Here is a 14,296-nt window from a genome sequence, read left to right on the forward strand (position 1 = left end):
CACTGCCTGCCAAATGACCTTCCGTGCAAGCATGATGCGTCGGCCTCTGTGGAGGTGGTCGTTGCGCCCAGAATCTGCCTTGATACAAGTTCAGCGCGGAGGAGTGCGACATGAACGGCTTGGTGATCTCTGGCGGTCGGGTGGTGGACCCCGCCAGCGGGATGGATGCCATCGGCGACGTTGCGGTGGTGGACGGCAAGATCGCCGCGGTCGGCACCGATCTCGGCGGCGCCGAGCGGGTCCTTGACGCCACCGGCCTCGTGGTCGCGCCCGGCTTCATCGATCTGCACGCGCATGGCCAGTCCGTGCCCGCCGACCGCATGCAGGCGTTCGACGGCGTCACGACCACGCTCGATCTCGAGGCCGGGGTGCTGCCGGTCGCCTCCTGGTATGAGCGCCAGGCGCGGAAGGGGCGGGTGCTGAATTACGGCGGCGCCGCCAACTGGGCGTTCGCGCGCATCGGCGCGATGACGGGCTCCAATGCGGAGAGCTCGCTCGAGGCGTTCGGCAATGCCATGCGCGACCGCCGCTGGATCGAGAACGTCGCGACCGATGCGGAGGTCGCGGGCATTCTCGAGCGTCTGTCGCGCGGCCTCGACGAAGGCGGCATCGGCATCGGCATCCTGAACGCCTACGCCCCGGGCGCCGGCGTGCAGGAGCTGACCGCGGTGTGCCAGCTCGCGGCCGTAAAGGACGTGCCGACCTTCACCCATGTCGCCTTCATGTCGCGCATCGATCCCGAAAGCGCGGCGGAGGCCTATGTCCGCCTGATCGGCTATGCCGGCGCCACCGGCGCGCATATGCACATCTGTCACTTCAATTCGTCGAGCAAGACCGACGTCGAGCGCTGCCGCGTTCTGATCGCGAAGGCGCAGGCGCAGGGCCTGCCCATCACGGTGGAGGCCTATCCTTACGGCACCGGCTCGACCGTGCTGGCGGCGGCCTTCTTCAGCGATCCCGAATTCGTGGAGCGCAATGGCACCGGTTACGATTCCGTGCAGCGGGTGACCGATGGCCATCGTTTCCGCGACCGCGAGGAGCTGTTGAAGGCGCAGGCGGAAGAGCCGTCCTCGCTGGTGCTCTGGCACATCCTCGACACCGAGAACAACGCGCATCACCGCGACCTGCTCGACATGTCGGTGCTCTATCCCGGCGGCGCGATCGCATCCGATGCGATGCCGTGGACGCTGCCCGACGGCTCGACCTACACCGGCAATGCCTGGCCGCTGCCCGATGATGCCACCTCGCATCCGCGCTCGGCCGGCTGCTTCACGAAATTCATCCGCGAATGGGTCCGCGAGCGCAAGACCGTGTCGCTGCTCGAAGGCGTGCGCAAATGCGCGCTGATCCCGGCGGAGATCCTGTCGCAGAGCACGCCGGCGATGCGCGCCAAGGGCCGGCTCGCCAAGGGCGCGGACGCCGACATCGTCGTGTTCGATTACGAGAAGCTCTCGGACCGCGCCACCTTCACGGCCATGAACCGTCCCTCCGAAGGCGTGCGGCATCTGATCGTCAGCGGCCAGCCGCTGATCAGCGACGGCATTCTCGACGTGGCGGCGCGGCCGGGCAGGCCGGTGCGCCGGCCCGTCGCCCGGGGCTGATCCATGCCGGTCCCCATTCTGCTGGTGACGGGCTTTCTGGGGGCGGGCAAGACCACGGTCGTCAATCATCTCCTGGCCAGTGCCGAGGGACGACGCATCGCCGCCATCGTCAACGATTTCGGCGCGATCAACGTCGATGCCGAGCTGATCGCGGGTGCGAGCGACGGCGTGATCAGTTTGGCCAATGGCTGCATCTGCTGCTCGCTGGAGGGTGACCTCTTGCGTACGCTCTCGACGCTGCTGCGGCGCGATCCCAAGCCCGAGCACATCGTCATCGAAACCAGCGGCGTCGCAGATCCCGCCGACATCGTACGCAATCTGATGGACCCGGTGATCCTGCGCGAGGCGCCGCTGGAGACGGTGCTCTGCGTGATGGATGCGACCGCGCCGCCGAGTGCCCTGGAGGACGCGCTGCACCGATCGCAGCTGCGCGTCGCCGACATCGTGGCGTTGAGCAAGCTGGATCTGGCGGAGGAGGGTGCGGGCCTGCGGATGCGCGAGGCGATCCGCGCGCAGCGCGTGCCTGCCGTGGTGGTCGATGCGCACCATGGCGAGATCCCTGCCGCGCTGCTGTTTCCCGCCCATGTTGATCGCGCGCCGACGCCGCGCGAGATCGGGCCGCGACGGCCGGCGGAGGAGCGCTTCGAGACGCTGAGCTGGACCTCGGAGCAGCCGCTTTCGCTGCCGCGTCTGCAGCAGGCGATCGGCAAGCTGGCACCGAAGCTCGCGCGCGCAAAGGGCCTGTTCGAGACGGTCGAGCAACCCGGCCGCATGATGGTGTTTCAGTTCGCCGCCGGCCGCGCGACGTTGGCGCCGGGTGACGCCCCGATGCCGGGCGTGCCGCGATCGCGGATCGTCTTCATCGCCGAGCTCGGCATGCTGTCGCGGGCCGAGCTCGACGCGATCATGGAGGGCTGTGTCGCAGGCTGAAGCTGCAACGCGTGCTGCGTCACGCGAATTGCGCGATGCCGTGGCCTACGGACCAGTTCTCCTTGGGCGCATCGAGCACGTTGACGAAGACGTCCTCGGGGCGGATGCCCGGGCTCTCGCCGAGCAGGTCCGCGATCCGGCGATACAGGGCCCCCTTCTGCTCTGCGGTGCGCGAGGCGAACACGGTGATCTGGATCAGCACCGCATCGTCGCTGCGTTCGACGCCGTAGGCGTTGCCGCAGCGGAAATTCGCCGGCGCAAGCTCGCTGATGGTCATGAACTGATCGTCCTCGGGCACGTTCAGCGCCTCGCGCATGGCCCGGTAGAGGTTGTCGAGGATCGCCTGGCGGTAGGCGTCCGGCTTGCCGGCGCGCATCGAGACGTGGAGGAGAGGCATGAGCTGGTCCCTTTGCATGCGGGCCCGGCCGCCAAGGCGCGTGCCGCGCCTGCGGTTTCGGCCCATTGACGAAACGGTTGATCAATCCCAATCTGTTTTTGACACGCTGTCTAGAAAACATATTTTTGACATCGTGTCAAATATCTCGGTTAACGAGGGAGGCAGGTCTTGAGGCCGCGCGAGTTCGACCATGACGACGTGCTGCGCATCGCGTTCGGGCAGTTCTGGCGTAAGGGCGTGCGTGGCACCTCGCTATCGGACATCGCGCGCGATGCCGGTGTCCAGCGTGGCAGCCTCTACAACGCCTTCGGCAGCAAGGAGGCGCTGTTCCTGCAGGCCTATGAGCGTTATGCGGGCGAGTATCTCGTCACGCTGCAAAAGGCGCTCGGTGTGGGCTCATTGCGCAAACGCCTCACCGCGTTCTTCGATCTGACCATCACCAACTTCCGCGCGGGCACGCCGCCACGGGGATGTCCGACTACGCGTGGCCTGATGGAGCTCGGCGCGGCCGAAGGCGAGGGGCTCGACGAGGAGGCGCGCCAGGCTTTTGCGGGCTTCGTCTCCCGCATCACGGCTCTCATTCAGGAGACGTTGTCGGCCGGCGCCGAGCGCGGCGAGTTCAGCGGCAACGCCGCGGCAGCAGCGCTGCATATCGTCACGGTGACGCGGGGTCTTGCCGTGCTCGAACGTGCCTTCGACGACGAGCCGCAACTGCGCAAGATCGCCGCCCATACGATCGACCTCGTGCTGGGCAAGAAGGGTGGCTAGATGGTCATGCCAGAATGGCGATCCCAGCGCGCTGGTCGCGCTGGGATCGTCTGGAGGTCTCATGGAGGGCATCGAGCTCTGCGTCTCCATGCGAGGTTGATACCGCAATGCCGCGTCGGATGCGAATAGAACCTGTCAAAGGGTCAGCACAAGGCGAGCGCGTTGACGGCCCGCGTTGTCGCAATCTCGTTCTCGTGGCCGACGAACTGGCACACGACAGACTCGAGCTCGCCAGGATGCTTGCGTCGTGCGACCGTGAGCAGTCGCATCAATTCGGTCTCGTCCTTCGACAGTCGCCGGCACGACGGCGGCATGAAGCACAGCTCGCACGGCCTGCCGCTGCGAAGGATCCTGATGAGCGCGGCAGCCCGTGCCACCAGCAGCGGGCTGTCGGCAATATCAGGCGCCTCGTCGGCGAAGCGATAGGCAGCCTCCCAGCAATCCGATGCACCGGTCGCGTAGGCCGCGCCGATGAAGCGGAACAGTGCCAGCGCAACACGGGAAAATTGATCGTAGCTGTCGATGCATGGACGCGTCGAAAGCGCGGTCTGGAGCGGACAGAGCCGAGCCTCGCCGGCTTCCGGGACCGCCACCGAGCCGCATGCGTCCTGCACCATTGACGGTCCCATCAGTGCAGCGTCGGACTGCCCACGAACCAGCTCTTCATGGCCATGGTCCGATCATGCTCGAAAGTCCGGATGTGCCGCTCGGGCAGGATGAGACCTGCCGTACGGAAGATCGTTGCAAGTCCGCGCACGGGCGCGAGTGCCCAATCGGCCCCGACCGGCGGCAGCCAGCATTCGAACTGCTCGCGAACGACGTCGATGCGGTCCTGCTGGGCCGCGGCGATCGCCCGTAAGATTCCGTGCTCGCTGTCGGACATGCGCGGGCAGGTGGGACAGTGGACTTCGATCGCGGTATGCGCCGTGCACGCGAAGATCTCGATGATGGCTTCCAGCGAGAACACGGCGTCACCGACGCGAAAGTGGTCGTACACCTGCTGGATATCGGCCGCGGTCGGGACCGCACCTCCGCTGCGTGCCTTCGCCCTGAATCCCCAGATGAACAGCCGCTCCGCCGCGCTCAGCGCAGGAAGGTCGAGGGATCTCGTCTGTGTCGATTGATGCATGGAGGCTCTGGCCTTCGGCTGCGCTCACGCCACTTCCGGCGTTGATGATCTGCGTCGATCGTTCCGCCAGAGGCTTTCGCAAGTCAACGCTCGGAGCGACGATATCGAGGTCTTCTAGATCTAAAGAAGCCTGGAGGCGCGGATGCGCCCGTCCTGTCTTGAACGATTCCAATGCAGGGGGAGCGCCGCGACTATCGATCTTCTAAGCGGCGCCGAGGAGGGGCACGGCATCGCCGAAGCGGCTCGGCGGATGGCGGCCGTCTCCACGCATTTTTGGGGGGTCCGGGGAGCCAATGCTTAAAGCTTTGCTAAGGGGAGCAGGATAAACTGACATATCAGCCCTCCGAATTCTTGTGAGCTCCGATGTTTTTCTCCCGCATCAGTTTCAAGCTGGTCCTGATTGTCGGCATCAGCCTCCTCGGCATGATCGTGCTGGCGCCGATCGCGCTTTCGACCCTGCGTACGCAGATGGTCGCCGATCGCCAGGCCAAGCAGCACATGGTGGATATCGGCTACGGTATCCTGGCGCACTATCAGAAGCTCGAGAGCGACGGAAAGCTCTCGCGCGAGCAGGCCCAGGCCGCTGCAATGGCAGAAATCAAGAGCCTGCGCTACGACAAGGTCGAGTATTTCTGGATCAACGACATGGCCCCGAAGATGGTCATGCACCCGATCAAGCCCGAGCTCGACGGCAAGGATCTCTCCGGGATGAAGGATCCGGCCGGCAACGCGCTGTTCCTGGGTTTCGTTGACGTCGTCAAGAAGCAGGGCGCGGGTTTCTACGGCTATCTCTGGCCGAAGCCCGGCTTCGACCAGCCGGTCGGGAAGATCTCCTACGTTAAGGGCTTCGCGCCCTGGGGCTGGATCATCGGCACCGGCATCTATCTCGACGACGTCGACGCCGTCTTCCGCCAGAACGCGATGACGTTCGCCTACATCTGCCTGGCGGTGCTGGTCGTGGTTCTCGGCGCGTCCTTCCTGATCGGCCGCAGCGTCACCCGGCCGCTGGCCCGGATCACGTCGTTGACCGAGCGCCTCGCTTCCGGCGATGCGGCGTTCGACGTGCCCTACACCGATCGCCGCGACGAGGTTGGCGGGCTCGCCAAGGCGCTCGCCGTGTTCAAGGACAATGCATCGGCCGTCAGCCGGATGCATGCCGAGCAGCAAGAGCTGAAGCAGAAGGCCGACGACGAGAAGCGCAGGGCGATGGCCGACCTCGCCGGCAAGTTCGAGGCAAGCGTCCAGGCCGTCGTCCGCGACGTCTTCAACGAGGCGCGCGCGATGCAGCAGGCCGCGCAAGGCATGTCCGAGACCGCGAACAAGGCGACCGACCGCGCGAGCTTCGTTGCCGCCGCCTGCCAGCAGGCTTCCAGCAACGTGCAGACGGTGGCCTCCGCCGCCGGCGAATTGTCGTCCTCGATCACCGAGATCAGCCAGCGCGTCGCGCAGGCCGCCAGCGTGGCCGACAAGGCCGCCGCCGACGGGCAACGCACCAACGACACCGTCCAGGGCCTGGTGGCGGCCGCACACAAGATCGGCGAGGTCATCGACCTCATCAACCAGATCGCCTCGCAGACCAATCTGCTCGCGCTCAACGCCACCATCGAGGCGGCGCGCGCCGGCGAAGCCGGGAAGGGCTTTGCGGTGGTCGCGAGTGAAGTGAAATCGCTGGCGAGCCAGACCGCGAAGGCGACCGACGAGATCGGCGCGCAGATCACCGCGATCCAGGCCGAAACCAACGAGGTCGTCGGCAACATCGACAGCATCCGAAAGACCATCATGGAGGTCAACGAGATCTCCTCGTCGATCGCGGCCGCAGTGGAAGAGCAGGGCGCCGCGACCCAGGCGATCGCCCACAGCGTGCAGGAGGCCGCCTCCGGCACCGACCAGGTCTCGCAGAATATCTCCGGCGTCACCGATGCCACGGCGGAGACCGGCCAAGCCGCCGGCCTCGTGCTGCAATCGAGTGGCCGGCTGACGCAGAAGCTGCAGTCGCTCGAGAACGAGGTCAGCACCTTCGTTGCGGGCGTGCGGGCGGCCTGATCGTCGCCGGTCGCGTCTGCCGTGACGTGGATAATTCGCCTCGGCACGGCGCGTGCGGCTGGCTCGAAATTCCGGCCTGCGGGAGTGGTCACCGCGACCGGCTTTCCCGTCCTTGACGGCTGCGGTTAAAGTGGCGAAGCAGGACCATCGAACCTGCCGACCCGCGTCTGCCATCGCGGGCGTGGAGACCGCCGCATGTCGTTCAAAAAACTCCTGATCGCCAATCGCGGCGAGATCGCCATCCGCATCGCGCGTGCCGCAGCCGATAGCGGCATCACGACGGTCGCGATCCATCCTGCCGACGATGCGCTGTCGCTGCATGTGCGCGTTGCCGACGAAGCCATCGAGATCCCCGGCCGCGGCGCGCGCGCCTATCTAGACATCGATGCGGTGGTGAAGGCGGCGAAGGCGACCGGCTGCGATGCCGTGCATCCCGGCTACGGCTTCCTCAGCGAGAACGCCGCCTTCGCGAAGGCTTGCACTGAAGCGGGCATCGCCTTCGTCGGGCCGAAGCCGGCCGCGCTGGAGCTGTTCGGCGACAAGGTTGCCGCACGGCAACTGGCAAAGCGCTGCGGCGTGCCGATCATTGCCGGCACCAGTGGGCCGTCCACGCTGGAGGAGATCACGGCGTTCTTTGCATCCCTCGGCAGCAACGCGGCGATCGTGATCAAGGCGATGGCCGGCGGCGGCGGTCGCGGTATGCGCGTGGTCGAGAACTCAGCCGATCTGGCGGAAGCCTATGCGCGCTGCCAGTCCGAGGCCAAGGCAGCGTTCGGCTTCGACGGCGTCTATGCCGAGCGGCTGATCCGGCAGGCGCGTCATATCGAGGTGCAGATCATCGGCGACCATCGTGGTGCGATCTCCCATCTCTGGGAACGCGAATGCACCATCCAGCGCAGGCACCAGAAGCTGATCGAGGTGGCGCCGAGCCCGTCGCTGAGTGATTCCTTGCGCAGCCGCATCATCGAGGCGGCGAAGCAGCTCGCCTTGGCTGCCTCTTACGACAATCTCGGCACGTTCGAGTTCCTGGTCGACGGCACTGCCGAGGACAGCTTTGCCTTCATCGAGGCCAATCCGCGACTCCAGGTCGAGCACACCGTGACGGAAGAGGTGCTCGGCCTCGACCTCGTCCGCGCCCAGCTCGCGGTCGCATCGGGCGCGACGCTCGCCTCGCTCGGTCTCGCACAAGGGTCGATCCCGAAGCCGCGCGGCTATGCCATGCAGCTCCGCGTCAACATGGAAACGCTGGACGAAACAGGCGCCACGCATCCGACCGGCGGCGTGCTCGCCGTGTTCGAGCCGCCCTCGGGACCCGGCGTCCGCGTCGATAGTTTTGGCTATGCCGGCTATAAGACCAGCGCCGCCTTCGACTCGCTCTTGGCCAAGGTGATCGTGCATACGCGGGGCGAGGCCTGGCACGATGTGGTCGCGAAAGCCACGCGCGTCCTGCGCGAGTTTCGGATCGACGGCGTCGTCACCAACATCGCCTTCCTCCAGGCCGTGCTCGCACATCCCGATTTCAGGACCAACCGTATCGCGACCGATTTCATCGATTGCAACATCGCAAAGCTCGTCGAGGCGGCCGATGGCGCCGCCAAGCCGCTGTATTTCGCGGCGGCCGAGCGAAGCGGGCACGGCACCGAGACGCACGTCGCGCAAGCAGTGCCCGAAGGCGCGGTGATGGTCGCCGCGCCTCTGCAAGGGACCATCGTCACTATCCAGGTGAAGGAAGGCGAGATCGTACGTCCTGGCCAGCAGCTCGCCGTGATCGAGTCCATGAAGATGGAGCACCTCGTCATGGCCGAGCAGGGCGGCCGCGTCATGAAGCTCGCTGGGGATGGCGTCACACTGCTGCATGGCGAACCGATCCTCTATCTCGAACCGCTCGACGTCGCGGCTGATAGCGCGGCGGCGGAAGCCGACATCGATCTCGATCACATCCGTCCCGATCTTGCCGAGCTGATCGCGCGCCAGGCCAACACGCTCGATGCGAACCGGCCGGCTTCGGTCGAGCGCCGCCGCAACACCAACCAGCGCACCGCGCGCGAGAATATCGCCCAATTCGTCGACGCCGGCTCGTTCATGGAGTATGGCAGCCTGGCGATTGCCGCGCAGCGGCGCCGGCGCAAGCTCGACGATCTCATCAAGAACACGCCGGCCGATGGCCTCGTCATGGGCGTTGCCACCGTCAACGCTGAGAATTTCGGGCCTGAAGGTGGCCGCTGTATCGTGGTGGCGTATGACTACACCGTGCTCGCGGGCACGCAGGGCCACATGAACCACAAGAAGATCGACCGCATGCTGACGCTTGCGGAAGACTGGCGCGTTCCATTGGTGTTCTATGCGGAAGGCGGCGGCGGCCGGCCCGGCGACACCGACCGGCTCGGCATGACCGGCCTTGACGGTCCCTCCTTCGTGCAGTTCGCAAGGCTCTCCGGCCTCGTGCCCGTCGTCGGCATCGTTTCCGGCTATTGCTTCGCCGGCAATGCCGCGATGCTCGGCTGCTGCGATGTCATCATAGCCACCAAGAACGCCTCGATCGGCATGGGCGGCCCCGCCATGATCGAAGGCGGCGGTCTCGGCGTCTATCATCCGGCCGAGGTCGGCCCTGTCTCGTTCCAATCCCCGAACGGCGTCATCGACATCCTGGTCGAGGACGAGGAGGAGGCGACAAGGGTCGCGCAGAAATACCTGTCCTATTTCCAGGGCGCAGTGACCTCCTGGGAGGCGGCGGACCAGCGCCTGCTTCGCCGCGCCATTCCCGAGAACCGGCTTCGCGTCTACGACATCCGCAGCGTGATCGATCTCGTCGCAGACAAGGATTCCGTGCTGGAGTTGCGCCGCGACTACGGCGTCGGCATGATCACCGCGCTGATCCGCATCGAGGGCAAGCCGTTCGGCCTGATCGCCAACAATCCGCGCCATCTCGGCGGCGCCATCGATGCCGACGCCGGCGACAAGGCCGCGCGCTTCCTCCAGCTCTGCGACGCCTTCGATCTGCCGATCGTCTCGCTCTGCGACACGCCCGGCTTCATGGTCGGACCGGAAGCGGAGAAGACCGCGATCGTCCGCCACGTCTCACGCATGTTCGTGACCGGCGCGAGCCTCACCGTGCCGCTGTTCGGCATCGTGCTGCGCAAGGGCTACGGCCTCGGCGCCCAATCGATGATCGGTGGCGGCTTCCATGCCTCGTTCTTCACCGCGGCCTGGCCGACCGGCGAGTTCGGCGGCATGGGCCTGGAAGGCTATGTCCGCCTCGGCTTCCGCAAGGAGATGGAAGCGATCGCCGATCCCGAGGAGCGCGAGACCTATTACCGCAACAAGGTCGCCGAGCTCTATGCCAACGGCAAGGCGGTCTCGATCGCGTCGGTGTTCGAGATCGACAACGTCATCGATCCCGCCGAGACGCGGCGTTGGATCCTAGCGGGCTTGCGCTCGGTACCGAAGCCGCCCGTGCGGACGGGGAAGAAGCGGCCGTGTATCGATACGTGGTGAGGGCGGTGCAGCAATCCGCGCATTGAATCACTCGAGTTCTAGGCGACCCGCATCAACATCGTCATGCCCGGCTTGTCCCGGCCATCCACGCCTTTGCGGCGCGTGCGAAGAACGTGGATGCCCGGGACAAGCCAGGGCATGACGGCGCGGAGGCATCGCGCTCGACAACTGGGTCCCGGTTTCCCGATTGACATCCCCGCCTGTGGTGCCAGACTTTGCACAATAATACAGGGTGGAGACGTCCGCGATGGCCAGCCTTTCGGCCTCGAACCATGTCGCCCGGGTCTTGTCCGTCGCCGACCAAGTGGCCGACGTCGATGCCTCTTCGCGGATTGCCAATTCCTGGCGGCGCTGCCTGGTCAATCACAAGCTCGATCCCGCCCGCAAGGGCCCGCCGCAGACGTTGACCGAAGCCGAGATACGGCATGCCGCCGAACCGATGGAGCAGCTGATCCGGCTCGCGACGCCGGAGCTCGAAAGCCTCGCGAAGGTGCTGCGCGAGGCCGGCTATTGCGTCAATCTCGCGGACCCCAGCGCAACCGCGCTGCTCAGCTGGCTGCCCGGCGCCCCCGATGCCGACATCTTCTTGCATTGGGGCGTCTATACCGGCTCGAACTTCTCGGAAAGTTGCGAGGGGACCAATGGGCTCGGCACCGCACTCGCGGAGGAGAAGCCGATCCTGGTGCATCGCGACGAGCATTTCCGCGAGCAATGGGGCATCTTCTCCTGTGCGGTGGCGCCGCTGTTCGATCCGGCCGGCCGCATCGCGGGCGCGGTGAACATCACCTCCTGTCGTGGCGATCTCAGCCGCACCGCGCATCAGCTTGCGCTGGCGGTCACGATGGAGGCGACGCGCCGCATCGAAGGCGCGATTTTCCGCGATCATTTTCGTAACGCTTCGATCGCGCGTGTGCCGGGTGGCGACGGCGGCGACGGCCTGCTGGCCTATGACGAGGATCGGCGCATCGTCGGCGCCTGCCGTTCGGCACGCGCTCTGCTAGGTCTCACTGACGGCACCATTGCATCCGGCATCGACCTGTCGCGCTACGTCGAACTCGACCATGAGGGCGTGCGTGGCGCGGATGGCGTCGTCGAGCTGCGCCGCGCCGACGGCCGTGCCTTGGGCCGGGGCCGTGTTGCGCCGCCGCTGCGCGCGAGATCGAGCACGCGGCCGCTGGCGCCGCGCCGAGATGCGTCCGCCGACCGCTTCGATGCGTTGCATCGGCTCGCCGGCGGCGATCCTGGATTGGTCAGAAGCGTGATGCGGCTGAAGCGCATCGGCGACCACAATCTGCCGGTGCTGCTGCATGGTGAGACCGGCGTCGGCAAGGACGTGTTCGCGCGCGCCATTCACGCGGGGAGCAATCGTGCGCGCAGCAACTATGTCGCGCTGAACTGTGCGGCGATGCCCGAGAGCCTGATCGACGCGGAGCTGTTCGGCTACGAGGCCGGGGCCTTCACCGGCGCGCGGCGCGACGGCTCGAAGGGGCTGATCGTGCAGGCGGATGGTGGCACGCTGTTCCTCGACGAGATCGGCGACATGCCGGTCGCGCTGCAGACGCGCCTGTTGCGCGTTTTGGAGAACCGCGAGGTCTGGCCGCTCGGCGCGCTCAAGCCCGTCCCCGTCGACATCCGGCTGATCAGCGCCACCCATCGCGATCTCGGCCGCATGGCCGAGCAGGGCGCCTTCCGCGCCGATCTCTATTTCCGCCTGCGCGGCATGGAGGTGCGATTGCCGGCCTTGCGCGAGCGCGCCGACCGCGACGACGTCATCCGCCAGATCGCGAGCGAGGAGGCGCCGGCCTGCCGCCTGTCGGACGACGCCTGGTCGCGGCTTGCGGCTTATCCGTTCCCCGGCAACATGCGCCAGCTCCGCCACGTGCTGCGGCTCGCCGGCTGCACGGCGGAGGGCGGTGTCATCATCGGTGCCGATCTCGATTTGCCGCCGTTTGGGAGGGCGGAGCCCGACCTCGAAGCGGCCGAGCGCGCCACGATCGTCGAGGCACTGCGCAAGCATGGCGGCCGCGTCACCGAGGCAGCGCGCGCGCTGAAGCTCAGCCGCGCCACGCTGTATCGGAAGATCAAGACAATGAAGATCGAGACGCCGCGATAGCGCTTAGCTGCATGCAGCGAGCGCTCTTACGAAAAATCCGTCCAGATCAGATGCCGTGCGTCGAGGTCGCCAATCGTCACGCCCTCGCGGATCTCCCGCGGCGTGTGGAAATTGCTGCGCAGATAGACCAGCGGCGTGGCCGCAGCGGAATGCGACACGCCGCGGACCTCGCCGACGAAGATCGAATGCGTCGTCGTCTCGAACTCCTGCGCCAGCACGCAGTCGAATGCGGCGACCGCGTCCGTCAGCACCGGTGCGCCGGTCTCGCCCCGCGTCCACTGGCCGAAGGCGAAGCGGTCGTCGCCGTTGACGCCCTTCTGGCCGCTGAACGTCAGCGCGAGCAACGCGTGATCCTCATGCAGGAAGTTGATCGCGAACGCGCCTTCCTCGCGGATGCGGGCATGTGCGCTGGCGTTGCGGTTGACGCAGACGATCAGCGAGGGCGGCGAGTCCGACAGCGAACAGGCCGAGGTCACGGTCAGGCCGGTGCGCTTGCCGTGCTCGGCGCCCACCGTGACCAGCGCAACCGCGCCGGCACATTGGCGCATCGCCTGCTTGAAATTCTTGACGTCGAAAGAATTGGCGTCCACCGTCACGCGGAAATCTCCGAAATGAATGCGGGTGCGGCACGATCGCGCCGCACCCGTTGGCGGTCAAGCCGCCTTCTTCGCGGAGCCGAGATGCGTCAGGCGTGGCATCACCTCGTTCTTCAGTAGCGAGAGCGAGTGGTGCCAGGCCTCCGCCTTGTGCTTGTAGTCGAAGCCGAACACCAGCAGCACGCCGAAGCCGCCGACCTCGTCGTAGATCTTCTCGATCTTCTCGGCGACGGTCGCGGGCGAGCCGACGATCCAGTTCCGCTTGGCGCAATATTCGACGGTGACGTCGCTGTCGGGCACGTCGGGCGCGTGCTTCAGATAGTCCTTGAAGCCGAAATGGCCGAGCAGCGGCAGGAAGTACTCGCTCATCATCCGGCCCATCATGTCGCCGGTGGAGAGCTTCCAGGCTTCCTCGTCGGTGTCGGCGACGAAGACCTCGCGCACCAGCCGCCAATCCGCGCGGTTCGGCTTGCGCCCGGTCTTGGCGGCGCCGATCTCGACCGACTCCCAATGACTGGAGACATAGGCCGGGTTGAGGTTGAGGCTCATCGGAATGAAGCCGCGCTCGCCGGCGAGCTTCAGCGTGTCCGAGTTCTTCGACAGCCCGGCGACACCGATCGGCGGATGCGGCGCCTGCAACGGCTTGATGTGCGGCTTGAGGAAGTCGAACATCGTGTCCGGCTTGGTCACCGTCCAGAACTTGCCCTTGTGGGTGAACGGCGCCGGCTCGGTCCAGAGCTTCAGGATGATCTCCAGCGCCTCGCGGGTCATGTCGCGGTTCTGTCCGCTCATGCCGTCGACGTTGAACATCGCCCAGTCGCTCGGCAGGCCACTCGCCGCGACGCCGAAATTGAGCCGGCCCTCGGAGAGATGGTCGAGCATGGCAACGCGGTTGGCGAGTTCGGCCGGGTGGTGATAGGGCAGGAGGAAGCCGCCCGGTCCGATGCGTAGCTTCTTGGTCTGCATCAAGGCCTGCGCGATCAGCAGGTCCGGCGTGGGGTTGGGTTCCCAGGGCGCCGTGTGGTGCTCGCCGACCCAGGCTTCCTGATAGCCGAGCTCGTCGAGCCAGCGCATGACTTGCAGGTCCCAGTCATTCCCTTCCTTCAGGCCGCACTCCGGCGGATGCGAAGGCATCGTGAAATAGCCGATCTCCATGGGTTTCCTCTCCACAATTGACGCGTCTTGTTGCGCGGTTCACGGACGTGAGTGGGAACGCTTCAGCAA

At 66.2% G+C, this 14,296-nt stretch carries 11 protein-coding genes; 6 read left to right on the plus strand and 5 right to left on the minus strand.

The window, feature by feature from the left end; all coding sequences use genetic code 11:
• The first annotated feature begins 110 nt into the window (after positions 1–110).
• Both LPJ38_RS11350 and LPJ38_RS11355 read left to right on the plus strand, forming a co-directional pair.
• Positions 111–1,601, plus strand: a complete 1,491-nt coding sequence (locus LPJ38_RS11350) for an amidohydrolase family protein (RefSeq protein WP_145633055.1) — start codon at positions 111–113, stop codon at positions 1,599–1,601.
• A 3-nt stretch (positions 1,602–1,604) separates the two neighbouring features.
• Complete coding sequence (locus LPJ38_RS11355; protein ID WP_145633052.1) at positions 1,605–2,531, plus strand: CobW family GTP-binding protein; 927 nt, start codon at positions 1,605–1,607, stop codon at positions 2,529–2,531.
• A 19-nt stretch (positions 2,532–2,550) separates the two neighbouring features.
• Here LPJ38_RS11355 and LPJ38_RS11360 read toward each other — a convergent pair whose 3' ends face one another.
• Positions 2,551–2,928, minus strand: a complete 378-nt coding sequence (locus LPJ38_RS11360) for a tautomerase family protein (protein ID WP_145633048.1) — start codon at positions 2,926–2,928, stop codon at positions 2,551–2,553.
• Positions 2,929–3,096: 168 nt separating this feature from the next.
• On the opposite strand from LPJ38_RS11360, the gene LPJ38_RS11365 reads away from it, so the two are divergent.
• The gene (locus LPJ38_RS11365) at positions 3,097–3,696 is read left to right on the plus strand and encodes a TetR/AcrR family transcriptional regulator (protein ID WP_145633044.1); all 600 of its coding nucleotides are present in this window, start codon (positions 3,097–3,099) and stop codon (positions 3,694–3,696) included.
• 143 nt (positions 3,697–3,839) lie between these two features.
• On the opposite strand, the gene LPJ38_RS11370 is transcribed toward LPJ38_RS11365, so the two are convergent.
• Both LPJ38_RS11370 and LPJ38_RS11375 read right to left on the minus strand, forming a co-directional pair.
• Positions 3,840–4,313 (minus strand): hypothetical protein, encoded by a 474-nt coding sequence (locus tag LPJ38_RS11370; protein WP_167520454.1) that lies wholly within the window; start codon positions 4,311–4,313, stop codon positions 3,840–3,842.
• Positions 4,314–4,324: 11 nt separating this feature from the next.
• The gene (locus LPJ38_RS11375; RefSeq protein ID WP_145633038.1) at positions 4,325–4,825 is read right to left on the minus strand and encodes a hypothetical protein; all 501 of its coding nucleotides are present in this window, start codon (positions 4,823–4,825) and stop codon (positions 4,325–4,327) included.
• Between the two features lie 363 nt (positions 4,826–5,188).
• Here LPJ38_RS11375 and LPJ38_RS11380 point away from each other — a divergent pair, with 363 nt between their 5' ends.
• From LPJ38_RS11380 to LPJ38_RS11390, 3 genes are all read left to right on the plus strand, one after another.
• Complete coding sequence (locus tag LPJ38_RS11380; RefSeq protein WP_145633034.1) at positions 5,189–6,868, plus strand: methyl-accepting chemotaxis protein; 1,680 nt, start codon at positions 5,189–5,191, stop codon at positions 6,866–6,868.
• Positions 6,869–7,063: 195 nt separating this feature from the next.
• Positions 7,064–10,363 carry an acetyl-CoA carboxylase family protein gene (locus LPJ38_RS11385; RefSeq protein ID WP_145633031.1) on the plus strand — a complete coding sequence of 1,100 codons (3,300 nt, stop codon included), beginning with the start codon at positions 7,064–7,066 and terminating at the stop codon, positions 10,361–10,363.
• 247 nt (positions 10,364–10,610) lie between these two features.
• Entirely contained in the window at positions 10,611–12,476 is a 1,866-nt protein-coding gene (locus LPJ38_RS11390) for a sigma-54-dependent Fis family transcriptional regulator (protein WP_167520453.1), read from the plus strand.
• 26 nt (positions 12,477–12,502) lie between these two features.
• On the opposite strand, the gene LPJ38_RS11395 is transcribed toward LPJ38_RS11390, so the two are convergent.
• Together LPJ38_RS11395 and LPJ38_RS11400 are read right to left on the minus strand one after the other, a co-directional pair.
• Positions 12,503–13,072 (minus strand): flavin reductase family protein, encoded by a 570-nt coding sequence (locus LPJ38_RS11395; RefSeq protein WP_167520452.1) that lies wholly within the window; start codon positions 13,070–13,072, stop codon positions 12,503–12,505.
• Between the two features lie 57 nt (positions 13,073–13,129).
• Positions 13,130–14,227 (minus strand): LLM class flavin-dependent oxidoreductase, encoded by a 1,098-nt coding sequence (locus LPJ38_RS11400; protein WP_145633025.1) that lies wholly within the window; start codon positions 14,225–14,227, stop codon positions 13,130–13,132.
• Positions 14,228–14,296: the final 69 nt, after the last annotated feature.

This window comes from Bradyrhizobium daqingense (genome assembly GCF_021044685.1).
Classification (GTDB): domain Bacteria; phylum Pseudomonadota; class Alphaproteobacteria; order Rhizobiales; family Xanthobacteraceae; genus Bradyrhizobium; species Bradyrhizobium daqingense.

What these genes read in the sequence shown, in the direction of transcription:
- LPJ38_RS11390 (WP_167520453.1), top strand. Translation starts at nt 10,611, where the DNA reads ATGGCCAGCCTTTCGGCCTCGAACCATGTCGCCCGGGTCTTGTCCGTC.
- LPJ38_RS11400 (WP_145633025.1), bottom strand. Translation starts at nt 14,227, where the DNA reads ATGGAGATCGGCTATTTCACGATGCCTTCGCATCCGCCGGAGTGCGGC.
- LPJ38_RS11360 (WP_145633048.1), bottom strand. Translation starts at nt 2,928, where the DNA reads ATGCCTCTCCTCCACGTCTCGATGCGCGCCGGCAAGCCGGACGCCTAC.
- LPJ38_RS11385 (WP_145633031.1), top strand. Translation starts at nt 7,064, where the DNA reads ATGTCGTTCAAAAAACTCCTGATCGCCAATCGCGGCGAGATCGCCATC.
- LPJ38_RS11375 (WP_145633038.1), bottom strand. Translation starts at nt 4,825, where the DNA reads ATGCATCAATCGACACAGACGAGATCCCTCGACCTTCCTGCGCTGAGC.
- LPJ38_RS11380 (WP_145633034.1), top strand. Translation starts at nt 5,189, where the DNA reads ATGTTTTTCTCCCGCATCAGTTTCAAGCTGGTCCTGATTGTCGGCATC.
- LPJ38_RS11355 (WP_145633052.1), top strand. Translation starts at nt 1,605, where the DNA reads ATGCCGGTCCCCATTCTGCTGGTGACGGGCTTTCTGGGGGCGGGCAAG.
- LPJ38_RS11350 (WP_145633055.1), top strand. Translation starts at nt 111, where the DNA reads ATGAACGGCTTGGTGATCTCTGGCGGTCGGGTGGTGGACCCCGCCAGC.
- LPJ38_RS11370 (WP_167520454.1), bottom strand. Translation starts at nt 4,313, where the DNA reads ATGGTGCAGGACGCATGCGGCTCGGTGGCGGTCCCGGAAGCCGGCGAG.